Genomic DNA, 16,913 nt, shown 5'->3' on the forward strand with positions numbered 1-16,913 from the left:
ATAATCATTTTGCAACTATTTTCTACCTTAAAATTCTTTTCAACCATGGCTTTCGAAGCAACAGTATCCATTGACGGCGGCACCGCCCGCAAACTACACCATTGCTCTTATTCAGTATCGCAAAGTGCTGACTATGTTACCGGAAAAACTACTTCTGAGGTTTTCGCAGGAAATGTTTCCCTTGTTGTAGAAGGTGTGAAAGAATCTGAATTTTGGAAACTTGCTATCCACCCAACCAAGCGCAGCAAGGGGAAAGTGGTTTTCAAAGATCCTTCCGATATCGACAAAGATTTTAAAACCGTAGAATTTGAAGATGGAGCAGTTGTAGGTTACAGCGAATCCATGGACGCTGGTACTGCGGGGACTATGACTGAGAACATTACGATTTCTTGTAAGAAACTGACTGTTGATGGGGTGGCTTTTGAGAAGAAGTGGTGATAGGTTTATAATATTCTTGACTTCAATTAAAGTAATATGAGTGAGTTCAAAGAAAAGGCGCGCCAGGAATTGGTTACGTTTGTTCAGAACAGTGGGTTGACCAGATCCGAGTCAGAAGTGGCTATTAATAACTGCGTTAACGCAATTACTGAAAATGCAGAGAAAGGTTTTTATGCAGGTGTCGCCATTGCTGCTTTGATGAATATTCCCGCACCAGGAATAGGAGGCGCTACTGCAATAGGAATCGTGACGGCAGCAACGAGCGTAAAGGCTGCAATGACACTTAAAAACTCGCGTCATTGCTCGGAAGTTCGTAGCGCCCTTAGCTACTGGCTATCGGAAAAGCCACTGTTGCAGAATATACAGTCTGAGCAATAGAAAATACAACTTTAAATTAAATGCGCGAAGAAGACATTCATCTGTTTCAACAAGCTGCTATACATACAAAATCGTGGATTTTGTTGAGACAGACGAATGTTCATTCGCTGCAATTTATAGGTCGAAATGATTGCACGCCAAAACCTATGATTTGCAAATTCAAAACAGCCAGTCGCAATAGCAATAATAAACAAACTGCGGGGCTGGTTGTTAGTTATGAACTGCATCCAAACGCGTATGCAAATCCTGAAAGCGCTAAGAAACAGTGGATGAAGTATGCTTCGAAGTATTTTTTGACCCTCAGGCAAATGCCGCTTAACAAACCTAGCTATGGATTCGGGCTTGATCTTGACAAAACTTCGCCCCGATACGGATGCATTACTTTGGACGGGAAATATTTGTTTGGCGATTATGACCTTTATGATGTAATCCGTCTTGGTGATGAGCGCCGCAACATGGGTTTAATTGTTGAAACAGATGGTGGACTATCTGTAAATGGCATTCATCATTACAAAGTAATGGAGTACATCAATACAGCAATGGGTGTCGATATGATTCAACATTCCAATGCAGCGCTATTTGAGAGAAAATTCGAAAACGTATATGTTTTCTCACCTACTGGAGTATTTGAACAATGGTCAGCACCGAAGTTGAGAGAGCAATATCGCATTTGGAAACGAAGGCTTATAGACACCTTTGGTCAAAAATCACGCGAAAAACCACCAGAAGTTGATCCAGCTGGCCCTTCATTAAAACTGGTGAACTAATCTATTCCAGAAAACAACATGTCAATGATAAACCGGATAGATGTAAACCTTGGCGGGCTGACGCTCAAGAAGTTTAGCTTTTTGAGCCTGTCTCAACCTTTTGATTCCCTGCATAGTTTAGAAATCCACGTTACTTTCGAGGATATCAATGACTTGCTGGGCAAAAGCATTGAAAGCCAGGTAAGCCTGAAAGAACTTACCCAGAAATGGGCCGGTGAAAAAGTGACAGCGACCATTATGCAGGGCGAAGCAGACACGTCCAACAATCTGAAAGAAAAGACCAAGCACACATTTATTGGAATTGTTAAGGGTGTGCAAATCCAGATGAATGATGCCATCGACAACACACTTGTCATTTACGGTGTTTGCCCAACTGTCTTGTTCAAAACAGGGAGCAATACCAGGGCTTTCTCGGAAAAGACCCTGGCAGATATTGTGGAGGAGATAGTAAATCCGTTTAAGGGGTTGCTGAAAGCTAAAATCTCACCTGAATTTGGCCAAACAATTCCCTATATCACGCAATATCAGGAAGACAATTATCAATTCTTGCAACGCCTGGCCGAAACTTATGGTGAGTGGTTTTACTATGATGGAGAGGAATTGCTGTTCGGAAAATCCGCACGCAGTAAAACGAATGTTGCAAATCTTGAATACCGCGTGAACCTCACGCAAATGGAATATGAATTAAAACTGACTCCACTAACCTTCAAAGGGCAGTCTTACAGCTATTTAAAAGATGAAAAATTTGAGGTTTCCTCGAAAGACGAGCAGGTAGACTTGCAGGATTTTGCTCAGCTCGCATTATCTAAGTCAGAGAGCATGTTTAGCGAAGAGGTCACCGATATTGTGTTTTCCGGTCACGATGATGAATCAACAATCCGGAAATCTATTAAAAACAATAAGGGCAAATTGTCCAACAGCCTGGCAATTCTCAAAGGCTCCTCGACCAGCCTGGAAATCAATATCGGAAGCCCGATTAAAGTTAAAGATGACATTAAGGAAAATGGTAAAATCATCCGCACCGACGATTATGGGTCATTCATCATTACAAACATCAGACATTACGTCGATTCCCGGGGCTTCTACCAGAACACTTTCGAAGCGATCCCGCAAGACATTGATTACCCGCCCGTAGCCTACCCGGTTTTCCAACCCAAAGCCGAAACACAGCCTGCAAAGGTGGTTGACACCAACGACCCTGAACAAATGGGCCGGGTGAAAGTGCAGTTTTACTGGCAAAAAAATGGTGAGTCGACGCCTTGGGCCAGGGTCGCAAACCTCATGAGCGGTGATGAACGTGGCGTCTATTTTATTCCTGAGGTGGATGAAGTAGTTTTTGTCGATTTTGAAATGGGTAACCCTGATATGCCTTTCGTGCGTGGCTCGATGTTCACCGGAAGGGCTTTGCCTGGAAGCGAGCTGTTTCAGTCAGAGAACAATTTCAAAGGCATTATCACCAGAAGCGGCAATTCCATTCTGATCGATGATTCGAGCGGAAGGGAGCAGATACGTATTTATAATCCGGAGTCCAGAAATGAAGTGCTTCTTTCTATGGACAATGAACCCCATATCGAAATCAAAAGCGATGGAAAAATCAAGATCGAAGCCAAAGAAATTGAATTAAAAGCCGAGAAGATCAGTATGAATGCCCAGCAGGACTGGACGGTTGAGACCAACAAAGGAAGCATTGAAGCCAAGGCCAAAATGCAGATTACAGGTGCTACTGTGAATGTTGAAGGCAAGTCGCAAACCAGCATTAAAGGCAATGCACAACTCGCCCTTGAAGGCGGCGTGCAGGCTAGTCTGAAAGCGGCTATGGTGATGATAAATTAGGACAATGGCTAAACACTACCGTATTCCTGTCGATTTTGGCGAGCTGCTCAAAAAAAAGCCGCTGCCGCAAGTGACGGTCAAGGCTTCGGTGCGGGAATACATTTATCTCCTGCTCCTGACCCAGCGTGGGGAATGGCGCTATGATAACGGATTCCAGTGTTTGCTGTGGGAAAAAGATTTTGAACAAACCGATAACCTGAATATCTGGCTGGATCAGGTGCGGGACGATATCAGGGTTTCTGTCCATAAATACGAGACCCGTATCAAAATTCACGACGTGGATGTGCAAAGGGATGAATTGCAGGAATTGAGCAGGGAAAACAAGGTTACCAGAATCAGAAACCGTCTCAATATACGGGTGAAAGGAACTGTGATCCAGTCCGGCGAAAACTTTGACGAACTATTCTTAATGTTCTTCGGCCCCATCACTGTGGTCTGAACAACATATGTCGAAATCCAACATTATGCCGATTTTAGAAACCAAAGAGTCGATAAAAACCCGCTTGCATAAGGAAGCGGCCCGGCAATGGGGCGTGGATGAAATCGACCTGAAAAATGGTTCGTTTGATCCGCTGGTGGATCTGCTATTTGGTGCCTTTGCCACAGAAACAGAGAAGATCTGGCAGGAGATAGAGTCTTCGCAGTCCCATACCGTGAAGCGCATGGCAGAGGCTGTGTTACCTGAGACGATCACGGGCATTGTTCCTGCACACGCTGTATTATTGATAAAAACCACTTCCGGACCCGTTGAGGTCATTCCTTCGGATCAGTTTGCAACCCAGGGAAATTCGGCAGTCACTATGAGCCCGGCCGGATCTTTCCGTCTTTCGGGCGCAAATGTCCGTTTCATTGCAACCGGCGCGCGGATCGACAAGATCGGCGCTACTTTTCAGCGAGAAACTGCATTCCCAATTCCAGACAAGCCCATTGAGCAGCAGATATGTTGGGTCGGCATTGAACTACCGGAAGAAGAAGCGCCCGAGCAACTGACATTATTTTTCAACTGGGGCGCTGTCGCTGATCAATCCAAAAACCTTCCTTACATTCCGCTGATCAAGTTTTCAAACAGTGCATCAGGTACCTTTACTGATCCCGTCCAACATTACGGATCAGCGGATGGGATTATGGCCGGGGAGAATGCGGAAAGCAAAAGCGATTTTTTCAAACCCACTGAAGAGAGCGTGCGAGAATCATACAATGCGCACTTTATGACCATTACGGGGTTGAAAGCAGGATTTCAGCTTGAAAACTACCCCAAAAAATGGGTTGGAATGATTCCCGAAGCCAATGCTAAAACGCTCTTTTCGAACAAATTGCTCTGGATAAAAATGCACTGCCCAGCTTCCATTACGCCCGCCGCACTGGATAAAATGGAAGTCTTCACAAACTGCATCCCGGTTTTGAACCGTAAGCTGATCCACCAGCGAGGCCGACTACAGCCGCTTTTTAATGTATATGGTTTGAAAGATGATGATGGTTTTATGGCGATTGAAAAAGTGGTCAATGGTGACGGGGAGATACTTTTGCCAACTGAAAGAAATAAGTTTGCCAGCGGCCAAAATGTATACGCGCTGCGCAACCGTGCCGTGGCCCGTTTTGATAAGCGCGATGCATTCCAAAGCCTGAACGATGTTACGGCAAAAATGCGCGACGACCTCGCTGCGTTCAATGCCCTCGATATTTCCATTGTTTCCAATCACCTGGATAAGATCAATCAGCATGTAAGCAAGTTAAGGGAGCATTTGGACACATTTGATTTCGCATTACCCCAGGTTTACTTAATGGTAAAAACGCGGTCAACAGGGACCATACTGGACGTGTATTTTTGGACTTCCGATGGAGAAAAAGCCAATGGACTACGCGCACTGACAAAATTGAATGCTGCTCCGACAAACCAGTTCAAAGCCGAAGCGGCGTACTTGATGCTTCCCACCAATGGCGGCCGCGCTCCTATGGACGATGTTCAAATGCAAAAGGCTCTGAAAGAAACATTGCTCACGCGCGGACGGGCGGTAACGATTGAAGATTACCGCACCATTGCAATGAATTTTTTGGGTGATACAGCATTAAAAGTTGAAGTAAAAAAAGGACTGGGCATCGGTGAAGGGCAGAAAGAAGGCCTTCGCCTGGCGCTGGATATATTGATATTTCCTGACAAAGAAGATCAGAATGATGAATATTGGATGAGGCAAGCCAGATTGGTTAAAAACAGCCTGCTACAAAAGTCGGTCGGAATGGTCCCCTTATATATTTCTGTTCACGGATTTAACTGGAAAATGTGATGGAGATATATGAAGTGGCCGAAACGTTGCTCACATTAAAGACCGACTTACGTGCAGAAACCGTTGTACGGGAAATCGCAGAAGTCGCTATTCATCCATCTGAAAATATACTACTAACACCCATCGGCGCCTTCAACCGCTCCGGGTTCAGGGATGTTACAGGCATAACGGACGAGCACCGGGATTCCGATTTTCAAACGCCTTATGCCAAAGTGCGTATGGCACGGGAGGGCATTTCCGATATGCTGCCACCGGGGATGATATTTCAGCCAACGATCAGCCGGAGCGAACGTTCCACGGAAGTTGTGCTGGAAGACATTGATTATTACGAATCAGGCATAAATCAAGCCAGAACATTCTTTTCGCCATTCGATATTGAATTTGGCAGGCAGCGGGTAGCCATGGAAATGCATGAGCACCATTCCGTGGTAAATCCATTTGCTTATTACCACGATACGCTTTTCGATTATCTGTGGCCGGATCTGGATCTGCAATTATCTCCTGAGCAGAAGGAAGCCATTTTGGAGCTGACCATTCACGCACATCTGATCGTCGGTAACATGCCGGCTTGCCAGATGTATTTTGAAAAAGTGCTTGGACAGCAAGTGGCATTTGATAAAAAAGAATCGAAATCCAGCCACAGCACTGACCTTGACTTTTTGCAACCGCTGGGAAAAGGCACATTGGGGGTGGACTGGATCCTGCATGGAAAGTATTATGATCCAGATCACATCAGCATCCGGATTGGCCCGCTTGCCGACACCGACCTGCACCATTTCCGAAGCCATGAACCGGCTGGAAAACATTACCGAATTTTGACATTTCTATGCGGCTTGTTGTTGCCAGCCGAAATTTCGTGGGACATGTTACTGATCGCAGAAAAAGGGTTTTTTACCATTAATAAAACCAGGGTAACGGGTGTTCTGGGCTATTCAACAATTTTGTGACTTTTAACATCTATGGAGTTGTTTTACAAGATATTACCGGCACTGCTGGCACTGTTATCAGGGCTGGCATTTACTGGTATTTTAATGTATGAAAAAGGCAGCGCAATGTCCGTTTTAAGATGGGCGATCTGGCTGATCTGGGTATTTCTCCTTTTTGCTGTTTTAGGGTTTGTCAATTCAAAAACAGACTCGATTATCACAGGTTTTATTGTATTGCTCGCCATGTCCTTTCTAATGGGTATCCTGTGTCTAGTATTGGCGCCAATGACTCTGTTGTGGTGGAGCAACGATTCCCTGCTGGATGTTTTCATCGGCGGTCTTTCACTGTATTTTGTTGGCATTGCAGGATATATGATTACTTATAGCCTGCTGAACCACGACAATCCTTTTCAATATCTTCTGCTCTCCGCTTCTCCTGCTTTCCTCCTACCTGCGCTGATTTTCGTTTCCTATGAGCTCTGGATGAAGATCCCGGCGTTGCGATACAAGACCTGGACTTACCCCGTAAACGAGCCTGTGCCCAGGTTGGTGCCTGTTGAAACGGTCCGTGTAATGATGAATTTTACGCCGGTACCAGGAAAAAACGAGCCGTTTGAAGGATATGAGGTGGAATATCCGGGAAACACAACATTAGGACAGCTTTTCCATTACTTCATATCTTTTCATAACAAACACCGGGAATATCGCAAGAAACCAATCCAGTTCCTGTCCGATAGCCAGCTCCCGCTTGAATGGATGTTGTTCAAATATTCTCCTCAAAGGAAAAAGATCATTCTGGACACAGAGAAAACCCTTTTTGAGAATGAAGTAAAGGGAAATGATATTATTTACGCCATCAGCACTAATCCAATCCGGTCATGACACTTCCAGAAATTACTTATCCGTTTCTGAACTGGCGGGATGGTATGAAAATCACCCAGCGGCATCTCGTCGCACACGACCACGCGATCCGCGACGCTTTGCGTGATGCTACTGCTATCTTTCTAAATACACATAATTACGGCCTGCTGCCATCCGCCGATAATTCTGGCGCAGGCATTCAGCTCCGGGTCCTGGGCGACACCATCCAAATGATCTCCTGCCGTGCCGTTACACCAGGCGGCATACGCGTGGATTGGGACGCGGGAACGGACCCTGACAGCGTAAGCCTCTCGTTGATGGATTACAAGAACCGGCTCGGCAATGTTGGTATTTTTTATGTTGTCCTGCGCATTTCATTGTCGGGGCTGACAGAAACGGGGGAATATGATATGGAAGAGCAGCCGCTTCGGAAGCCATTTGTGACGCTAAAACCCATGCTGGAACTGCTTTCTGTTCATGAAAAGCTTTCGGATGCCCATAGCATGCCAATTTTCCGGATCCGGTTCGAAGGGCAGATGTTTTCTCCCGACTACGATTACATTCCTCCCTCGGCTGGTGTTTTCGGGGAAAATCTGCTTTGGTATTACGAAACATGCGGCAAACAGATCAACAGCATTCACCAGACCGCAATATTAGTCCAGAGGAAAATTAATGGCATGCAAAACCAGTCGCCCGTTGCCAGGGACATTTACCAGATCTCCGAAAAACTGGTTTTCGCCGGCCTTGAAATTATCGACCATTACCGGCTCATTTCAAAAGATCTGCCCCCTGTACATTTCATTCAGGAACTGGTCCGCTACGCTCGCACCATGCGTACCGCCATTGACTGTCTGTCAGAAAGCAGCGCCAGTCGGTTTTACCAATATCTGCGGAATAATGTTGCCGGGACAACCAAATTCAACACGCATTATGCGGAAGTAACCAAGTCGGTGATGGACTCCATGATCGATTCCGTATTAACAAGCCCTTACAATCATAATGATTGCAGCCTATTGCTCGATAATGTAAAAGGCTATCTAGATTTCATTGATTTTGTCCTTCAAAACCTGCTGGCACTCCCCTATGTCGACGCCGGAAAATGGGACATTGCCTAACCAAAAAAGATATGAACCGATCGCAATGGTATATACTGATCAACGTGACTTTACTGCTCCTCGGGAGCATCGCCTTTTATTATGCCACGCCCAAGTTTCGGAAGAGCAACCAAACAAAGTTGATCAGCCAGGACAAGGAAAGTGAGTTCAGAAAGGAAGTTGTTGTTTTGGACAGTTTATATAAACAACACATTGCTGCACTCGCTTCCAATGACCAGATCGCCATTGCCAGCAGCGACGCCGTGCTGGAAAGGCAATTTGCTTCAATGAAAAAGGAATATGCGGGCCAAACCTCCCCCGCCCTGCTTGCTTCCAAACTTATCCGGAATTACCAGGTGAGAGTTCTGCTGAATAAGCATTTGTTGAGCAAACGCAAAGAACAGGCAGGTGAAGTAAAACGCGTCAGCACGCTGGTTTCCAAATTGGAAGAACAAAATGCAGAGCTAAAATCTCAAAATCAAATGATCAAACAAGTCCTGCTGGGCTTGCCTTAACCGACCCTTTATGAAGCCAATCAATGCTGCACAGCGAAATGCCACAATCCTCCGCTTCTCGCTGTGTTATATTCTAATGATCCTACTCGTCGCTTTTTTGCTCTATTTCTCAATAATTGAAATACCCAAAAAACAAAGCGACCTCACTGCCGTAACGAACGAGCAAGTCGAAAAGCTAATACATCACACCAACGACGCAGACACCCTCGTCATCCAAATCCAAAAAGCCGCCGATGTCAAAGCAGAAACCCTGGCGCCGCTTTTCAAATGGACAAATGATCTGCAAAGCAACTATCGACAACCATTCTATCAAAGTATCATCACTAGTTATGTGGATCTGTTTAATGAGATTGTGAAGAGTAAGGCGGGCGATACGACGTTGGTTTCTGTGAAAGCGAAAATGAGTGCGCTGCAAAAGGAGAATCTGGTTCTTATGGAGGAGAATAGCAAATTAGAGGCTGAGCTTGATGAAGCTAAGATGAAGCGGGATTAGTGGTGGGAATCTATGAGAGAGGGATTCGAAACCATCCTACAACTACCTTAAAATCAACATCTTAGAAACAAATATAAACTCTGCTCACCGAATTGCTCACCAAGATTTTTTAACTGCAAATCTTAATTAAAATTAAAGTGTTTCAAATCGTAAAGCAATAATTAGCAGACAATTGTTTGGGACAATTTGCTAAAAACTTATGATTTAAACCCGGCCATCCGTCCTGCAAGCGAATCGGATAGCGATGCCGCACTGGATTTTTAATCTCTACACCAGTTGGCTGCACAACCGCATTGTCAGCTCAGACCGTTTTTGCGTACCATAACCGACCACCACGACATCTTTCAGGTCCTGGGCAGAAACATCCAGCTTCACATCCAACGGAGATTGAACCCGCTTTCACCTCTTTGGTAATGTACCCTATATATGAAAATACGAGGATACTGTTCGCATCTTTCACAGTGAGCAAATACTTTCCATTTTCGTTAGACACGACACCATTTGTCGTTCCTTTTTCCAGCACGTTCAAACCCGAGATTGCGGCGTTACTTTCGTCGGAAATAATTCCGGTAACGGTCTGTTCTGCGATGATGCGGGTCTTGGCGGCTTTGTGCGTTTCGGTTGCCCCGCCCAGGCCGGTCGCTCTCAGGGTGGCCAACGACTTTCTGAGCAGCGATCTGCTTTACATTAATAATCAGGACCGTACCAAACCGCATTTTCTATTACACTGCTACTCGTTATTTTTTCGGTTGGCTTTGGACATGTATGTAACTGATTGGCTAACGGACTCTGAGCCGTTACAACTTTGGCCGGGCATCATGGTGTTGCTTACATTACAATTCTTGCTACTTTCCTCAAAAAGTGAGAATGGGTTTGCAATTAAATGACCAGTAAGAAGCAATGATACCTATAATTGAAACAGTCAGGTCGATCATTATCCGGCAGTTAGGCTCGAACTGCATTGCCCCCGCCGGACACGAACTTAAAAAGACCTGGGACGGATACTTTGGACGTACACATGCCAAATGCCCAAGTACAGGTCGCCATAGGGTTTTAGGTCTAGGTTTGTAACAGTGGAAGTGATTGGATTAAGTTAACGGAAATATTCGGCCTCATGTGAACTTGCTGGATATCAATATGCCAGTGAGGGATGGTTTTCAAGTATGCGGGCACATCCGCAAGTAGGTCTAGGGAAAACAGGTGCGCATCATTGCGCTAACCGGGCGTAATGATAACCAAATCGAAGATTCAACCCGGAGAGTGGTTTCGACGGGCGCCTCCACAACGAGCTGATTATCAGTAGTATTAAGATAGAATTGCGAATACTTATCAGACATAACATCGCAGCTGCCCATTTGCCAAACAATACTGGTAAGTAGTATAAACCATTAACATTAATGCCGAATGAGTGTAAGCACCAGCTTGAACAGTCTAAATGATTTATGGAAGGATGGGTGAATTGCAACACTCCGAATCACACAGCTGGCTCACTGAGACAAACCGAGCCTCGTCAAGTGTCCATTAACATTGTGAAAGCTCAGAAGCTGGGGCTCTTCAATAACTCAGGCTGAAAGTGGCTCCGGCGGCTTTCGTTTTTGATGCTGCTTATTTCATGACCACTGATTTATCTTCCCGGTAGCGGATATGCCATGATTTTTGGCACGAAAAAAATACCTCCGTGTCTTCACACGTTAAAACACCTCTAATGGATAGTTAATTTCAAGCAGGCCCTATGCGCGATAAAAAGCACTTTTACTTAATCTAAAGCTTAGTAACCGCACTTGGGTGTAATTGATGCGGGCCCTGCGGTTAATGCTATTGCCGAAACGCAGGTTTGTGAACTTATCCTTTAAAAAGTATGGCTCCCAGTAGCCTACATTCTACTTATGTATCAAAATATATATGTATTTACTAGCGAAATTGTTTTAGATTCAGGGGATAGTGGATATTTAATCCCATAGAAGAACAAAGATCCTGACAGATTTTGCATACATAAATACAACAAAAGTGAAGGGCAATCTGAAAATACTGTACCTGGAAGGTTCAGAGGCCGGGGCACTTGTGGCGAAACAAGCCTTAGACAAAGCAAGGATAAATGCCGAGTTTTGTGTTGTCTGCAACAGGCATCAGTATATAGCGGCATTATCGGGTTCTGCGCCAGATATTATCCTCTCCGAATATACTCTGGCTGGCATACATAGCTCAGAGGCAGTCGAATGTCTACGGCAGAGCGGGATGAAAATCCCATTTATCATCGTTTCCAATGCAGTGTCTGATGAAATGGCGGAAGAGCTTCTGCTGCTGGGGGTGGACGATTACATTATCAAGGACCAGCCCGGCCGCCTGCCGTTGGCAATACAGCAGAGCCTTGGAAAATACAAGCTTATAAAAGAGCAGCAGGACATGCTCGAACAGTTAACCAACAGCGAAAAGCGTTTCCGAGCGCTGGTCGAAAACAGCACGGACGCCGTCGTCGTGCTCGATGCGCAGGCCAGGCCAACCTACGTTTCGCCGGCCGCTAAAAATGTATTGGGATACACCCCACAGGAGGTCCTTGACATGGACCTTTTTACTTTGGCACATCCTGACGACGTGGAAGAACTCTCGAAGGTCATGATAAAAGTACTTGCCAGCCCGGGGGTACCCATCCAGGGGCATACGGGGCGGATGCTGCACAAAGATGGCGCCTGGCGCTGGATTGACGCTACAGTAACCAACATGTTGCATGATCCGGCTATCAACGGGATTGTTGACAATTTCAGGGACGTAACCGAATCGGTCCTGGCCGACCAGCAACGCAAACACAGGGAAAGACGCCTGAACCAAGCCCAGGCCGTTGCCCATCTGGGCAGCTGGGAACTAGATATGGAGACACAAATTAGTATGTTCTCCGATGAAGCATGCCGGATCTATGGTTTGTCCCTAACAGACAATATCCAAAGTACGGCTTCCTGGATATCCTTCGTACATCCTGATGATGTTGAATACGTACTCAAAAAGAACCAGGATTCACTGGACTCCCTGCAGGTGGCGGACTACTACTACCGGATCCTCAGAAGGGACGGGCAGGTCAGGCACCTGCATGCACAAACCCATATTGAGCTAGATAGCCAGCGGCAGCCCGTCAGTTTATACGGCGTGATGCACGATGTGACGGAAATAAAAAAAACTCAGCAAGCCCTGCGAAATTCGGAGTCCAACCTGCGGGCAATCTTTGAAAATTCCATGGAAGGTTTTATCCTGGCCGATACCCAGGCGGTAGTCAAGTACTTCAATAGCAGGGCCAGCAATTTCTATAAGATAAGCACAGGAGGGAAAATTAAAGTCGGCGGCAGCTTATTTGATGCCGTAAGCAAGGACAAAACCGCTGATTACAAAAAGGTGATCACCAGTATACTATCCGGCAAGACGCGGCAGTATGATCATATATATGAGATTATCGACGCGGAGAGGAAATGGCTAAGCGTTATGTTCGTCCCAGTGTATGAAAATGGTGAAATCACGGGGCTCAGCCTGACCATGAGGGATATTACCGATCGCAAGCTGGCACAAGAGCTACTCCAGCGCTCAGAGTCGAACCTGAACGCGATCATCAACAATACGGATGCATTAATCTATTCACTCGACACAGACCTGAACTTCATCACCTACAACGATGCGCTTAAAAATATGATGAAAGAAAGGTATGGCATAGTCTTACGTCCCGGCTACAGCATCCTGGAATCTCTGGGCAAGTTTGATCCGGGCTCTGAGTCAGACTGGGAGCAAATCAATGCCAGGGCGTTAGGCGGGGAAATCTTGAAATTTGAAAAGGAAATTCATTTTAACGGCCCGTGCAATCATTTTAGATTTTCCATTCATCCGATAAGAGAAAACAATATGCTTGTCGGCCTGTCATGTTTTGCCAATGATATTACCAGGGAAAAACAGGCTGAACAAGAAGTGCTTAAAGCGCTTGAGGAAAAGAATATCATCCTGGAAAGTATAGGGGACGGGTTTTATGCACTGGATAAGAACTGGATTGTAACCTACTGGAATAAGGAAGCAGAGAACATGCTAAACTGTCCCAAGGATACAATATTAGGCCGGGTTGTATGGGATGTATTTTCCGACATTGTCGGCACCGACTTCCATCATAACTACCATAAAGCTGTCAAGCAAAATGCGATCCAGCATTTTGAATCCTTTTACGAAAGGGACCAGGCGTGGTTCGAAGTAACAGCATACCCATCCGCCAATGGATTATCGGTGTATTTCAGGGATATTAGTGAACGCAAGCATTCGGAACTGGAACTTAAGGAACTTAACAAAAATCTTCAAAAATATACGGATGAGCTCATCGCATCCAATAAGGGCCTTGAACAGTTCTCCTACATTGTATCACACAACCTGCGAGCCCCGGTAGCAAATATTATAGGCTTAGCCGAGCTGGTAAACCAAGATACCTACCCAATAGAAGTAAAGGACCAGTTTGTGAACGAGATATTGGTGAATGTCAAACGTCTCGACGATGTCGTTTCAGACCTTAACTCGATTTTACAAGTTAAACGGGGAGTAAGCGAAAAAAGGGAGCGGGTTTCTTTGCAGGAAGTGATAGATGAAATCAGCTCGAGTATTCAAAACATCATTGAAAAAGAAAATGTGCGGATAGAAACCGATTTTAGCACTGTAGGCGAATTGTTCACCCTGAAAAGTTATTTACACAGCATCCTTTCAAACCTGATCATGAACAGTATTAAATACCGCCGGAAGGACATTGACCCATTGATCACGATAAAAAGCAGCCTGGACCAGGATCAGGTTGGCCTTTCCCTTCGGGACAATGGTATGGGAATTGACCTTACCGGCAAAGGTGCGCAACTCTTTGGTCTTTACAAGCGCTTCCACTACCATGTGGAAGGAAAAGGGATGGGATTGTTTATGGTCAAGACCCAGGTTGAAATGCTCGGGGGGAAAATTGCCGTTAACAGTGCAGTTAATCAAGGCACCGAATTTAAGGTTGAATTTAGTTCTAACGCTTTCAGAACCCCTACTTTATGACATTACCCTCTCTATTTATTGTCGTCGATGACGATCGCGGCAACAACCTTATCTGCAAATATGCCATTGCTTCTATCGCACCCAATGCCCGCATTCAACTCTTTACTGAGCCCGAAAAAGCACTTAAATGGATCAAGGAAGACTTTAGCAATAGAGCAGAAGACCTACGCACGGCCCTCTTCCTTGATATCAACATGCCGGTGATGAATGGCTGGGAATTTCTAGATGAATTCAGTTCGTTCTTCCCCGGTCTCCAGGCACAATACAACATATTTATCCTTTCTTCATCCATCGACCCGGAAGACAAAGAGAAGGCAGAAAACCACCCGCTCGTACAGGGCTATTACTCGAAACCGTTGAGAAAGGAAACAATATCCCAGATATTCAGCGGTTAATTACTGAGACAATCAGCGCAAAGGTTTATCAGGTACTGGTCTCTCATGAAATCAGTTGTCCTGCTACCCGACCCCATCACCAGCCACTACAATACTTATATCAGGGTTATCAATTAATAGAACTTACATTAGTATTTTTCTTCTCCTATGCTAAAAACGAAGTGCTATCTTTATCAAAAGGTGGAGAGGTTATCAGCAATTTGTTTAAATGGTTCTGCGGAGTTAGCAGATAACAACTGTCATGGCAAGAGCAACAGAATCACTGGAAGAATTTTACAAACACAAGTTCAACGCCCCCACTGCGGATATAAAAAGAGACATTGGACAATTTAGTGTGTTACAATCAAGCACTTAATTTAAACGAAATGCAGAGTTTGGTGCTATGCCGCGCTCTTATTTTACCAGCATATATCATGTCCATAAAAACGAACTTAGACAAGTCGAACCTCTAATTCAGAGAGTAAAAACGCTATCGGAATATTTCTGCTGTTGACCTTTGTATTTAGTAGTGTCGTTTGAGTACTGCATTTAAGGTCCATGGGGTCTGTCCAGGTTATACCAAAACAGACTAAACAGATAAACAGTAGAAGAAGCAGGAAAACGCGTTGCTAAATACGCCCTAATTGACAATGAAGGTCCCACAGGCAAGTTTTTTAGTGAAGAAACCAATCCTGCATAGTGTTTGAGAAATTTATCGTATGGGCAATTGGACCTGCTACCTTTAGGCGGAAATTGATTAAAGTGAAACCATTATAACTCAACAGATATGTCAGAAGGTGTTGGCAGACCCTCATAGATAGTCCCTACTGTCATGTCCAAGATTATCCACTAGTAATTATCGTGAGTTTACCTCGGCAGAAATTTCATGTATTTCTTCGAAAGTGAATAACACACAGGCATTGCGTCTGCTGAACGTAACCTGGCTTTCAAGCTGAGACTTTTCCCGTCTACTATTTTATATTCCCTTAAAACATCAAATCCCAAAGCAAACGAACTCTTTCTTTTAGCATCCCAGACAACACCGTGCGCTGAGTACAGGCTGTCTGTGAAGAGCGGCTCGTTGAGTTTTTCAATGTCAAAAAGCATGATCTTGTTTCCGTTTGCGTGCGTCGATGCCGCAGCTGCTATTTTGTTGCCAGGGAGCAATGCAACGGAATGTGCATTAGGTACTGCGGCATGAAAAACCACTTTTTTATCAGCCACATTCAGGATTGCAATCGCGCCCGACGACGAAGAAATCAGTATTTGCTTTCCATTGTTAATGGCTTTGCAATCGTCGGTTGAATTGAATTTTCTGTTTCTGAACTCGTCCGGCAGGTCTTTCGCCTCGTGCGCATCCCAGCTCCATATAACCTCGGGAATGCTGTCGCGCGATTTGCTGTAATCCACGAACAAGATTTTGCTGTCACCGCAAACCAGAAATGATTTTGGCGGAATGGATTGAGCGTATTCTTGATTTATCCATGCTCTTTTCAAAGATTCATAATTTGGCTTTAAATCTTTATAGCTGTAATCGTTGTCAGCCTTCTTGACAGCCTCGTACATGAAAGAACCTTTGTACCCGACCTCGACAAGCGCCGAGATCACCTTGTTCCAGTAATGATCCCCTTGCCAGGCAGCCAGTGCCGCTCATTTACATTATCACAGTCAGAAATGTGAAGCATACGGATACGCTTGTTCACAGCCTTGACAAAATCCTTCGGTGATTCTTTCAACAGCTGATTCGAGTCAAAACAAATCCCGATGTTATCAATGCCGTCGAGTATTTGCAGGATCTCCTTGCTGGTGTTGCCAAGACATGTGCGCGGAAGGCATTCGATGTTGAGCGAGGCGACTTTTTCCAGCAGTAGACCGCAAGTTCTTCCAGCGATTCCCGGCAAGCTTCTATCCT

The 16,913-nt window shown here is 45.1% G+C and carries 16 protein-coding genes; 13 read left to right on the forward strand and 3 right to left on the reverse strand.

Annotated features, from left to right (window positions below; all coding sequences use genetic code 11):
• The first annotated feature begins 45 nt into the window (after positions 1-45).
• The 11 genes from tssD to LZG74_RS10870 are packed head-to-tail and all read left to right on the forward strand — an operon-like array spanning position 46 to position 9,587.
• On the forward strand, positions 46-438 hold the full coding sequence (gene tssD, locus LZG74_RS10820) for a type VI secretion system tube protein TssD (RefSeq protein ID WP_026629667.1): 393 nt from the start codon (positions 46-48) through the stop codon (positions 436-438).
• A 36-nt stretch (positions 439-474) separates the two neighbouring features.
• Positions 475-816 (forward strand): hypothetical protein, encoded by a 342-nt coding sequence (locus LZG74_RS10825; protein ID WP_233796592.1) that lies wholly within the window; start codon positions 475-477, stop codon positions 814-816.
• 20 nt (positions 817-836) lie between these two features.
• Entirely contained in the window at positions 837-1,583 is a 747-nt protein-coding gene (locus LZG74_RS10830) for a hypothetical protein (RefSeq protein WP_233796593.1), read from the forward strand.
• A 24-nt stretch (positions 1,584-1,607) separates the two neighbouring features.
• Entirely contained in the window at positions 1,608-3,416 is a 1,809-nt protein-coding gene (locus tag LZG74_RS10835) for a type VI secretion system Vgr family protein (protein WP_233796594.1), read from the forward strand.
• Positions 3,417-3,420: 4 nt separating this feature from the next.
• The gene (locus tag LZG74_RS10840) at positions 3,421-3,855 is read left to right on the forward strand and encodes a GPW/gp25 family protein (RefSeq protein ID WP_233796595.1); all 435 of its coding nucleotides are present in this window, start codon (positions 3,421-3,423) and stop codon (positions 3,853-3,855) included.
• Between the two features lie 25 nt (positions 3,856-3,880).
• Positions 3,881-5,698 carry a hypothetical protein gene (locus LZG74_RS10845; protein ID WP_233796596.1) on the forward strand — a complete coding sequence of 606 codons (1,818 nt, stop codon included), beginning with the start codon at positions 3,881-3,883 and terminating at the stop codon, positions 5,696-5,698.
• Positions 5,698-6,645 (forward strand): hypothetical protein, encoded by a 948-nt coding sequence (locus LZG74_RS10850; RefSeq protein WP_233796597.1) that lies wholly within the window; start codon positions 5,698-5,700, stop codon positions 6,643-6,645. Before LZG74_RS10845 ends, LZG74_RS10850 begins: the two co-directional genes overlap by 1 nt.
• A 12-nt stretch (positions 6,646-6,657) precedes the next feature.
• Positions 6,658-7,506 carry a TssN family type VI secretion system protein gene (locus LZG74_RS10855; protein WP_233796598.1) on the forward strand — a complete coding sequence of 283 codons (849 nt, stop codon included), beginning with the start codon at positions 6,658-6,660 and terminating at the stop codon, positions 7,504-7,506.
• Positions 7,503-8,600, forward strand: coding sequence for a hypothetical protein (locus LZG74_RS10860; protein ID WP_233796599.1), 1,098 nt, complete (start codon positions 7,503-7,505; stop codon positions 8,598-8,600). The genes LZG74_RS10855 and LZG74_RS10860 overlap by 4 nt, the downstream gene beginning before the upstream one ends.
• 11 nt (positions 8,601-8,611) lie before the next feature.
• Positions 8,612-9,094, forward strand: a complete 483-nt coding sequence (locus tag LZG74_RS10865) for a hypothetical protein (protein WP_233796600.1) — start codon at positions 8,612-8,614, stop codon at positions 9,092-9,094.
• Positions 9,095-9,104: 10 nt separating this feature from the next.
• Entirely contained in the window at positions 9,105-9,587 is a 483-nt protein-coding gene (locus tag LZG74_RS10870; RefSeq protein ID WP_233796601.1) for a hypothetical protein, read from the forward strand.
• A 301-nt stretch (positions 9,588-9,888) separates the two neighbouring features.
• Here the strand turns inward: LZG74_RS10870 and LZG74_RS10875 are convergent, their stop codons facing one another.
• The gene (locus LZG74_RS10875; protein ID WP_233796602.1) at positions 9,889-10,245 is read right to left on the reverse strand and encodes a carboxypeptidase-like regulatory domain-containing protein; all 357 of its coding nucleotides are present in this window, start codon (positions 10,243-10,245) and stop codon (positions 9,889-9,891) included.
• A gap of 1,403 nt (positions 10,246-11,648) precedes the next feature.
• Between LZG74_RS10875 and LZG74_RS10880 the strand changes: the two genes are divergently transcribed.
• Both LZG74_RS10880 and LZG74_RS10885 read left to right on the forward strand, forming a co-directional pair.
• On the forward strand, positions 11,649-14,627 hold the full coding sequence (locus tag LZG74_RS10880) for a PAS domain S-box protein (RefSeq protein ID WP_409014464.1): 2,979 nt from the start codon (positions 11,649-11,651) through the stop codon (positions 14,625-14,627).
• A complete protein-coding gene (locus tag LZG74_RS10885) occupies positions 14,624-15,022 on the forward strand; it encodes a response regulator (protein ID WP_233796604.1) in 399 nt (132 codons plus the stop codon). The genes LZG74_RS10880 and LZG74_RS10885 overlap by 4 nt, the downstream gene beginning before the upstream one ends.
• 846 nt (positions 15,023-15,868) lie before the next feature.
• Here LZG74_RS10885 and LZG74_RS10890 read toward each other — a convergent pair.
• A complete protein-coding gene (locus tag LZG74_RS10890; RefSeq protein WP_233796605.1) occupies positions 15,869-16,567 on the reverse strand; it encodes a DUF6528 family protein in 699 nt (232 codons plus the stop codon).
• Between the two features lie 38 nt (positions 16,568-16,605).
• A partial coding sequence (locus tag LZG74_RS10895) for a TIM barrel protein (protein WP_233796606.1) occupies positions 16,606-16,913 on the reverse strand: 308 nt, incomplete at its 5' end.

The sequence above is a fragment of the Dyadobacter sp. CY327 genome (assembly GCF_021390415.1).
GTDB lineage: Bacteria > Bacteroidota > Bacteroidia > Cytophagales > Spirosomataceae > Dyadobacter > Dyadobacter chenhuakuii.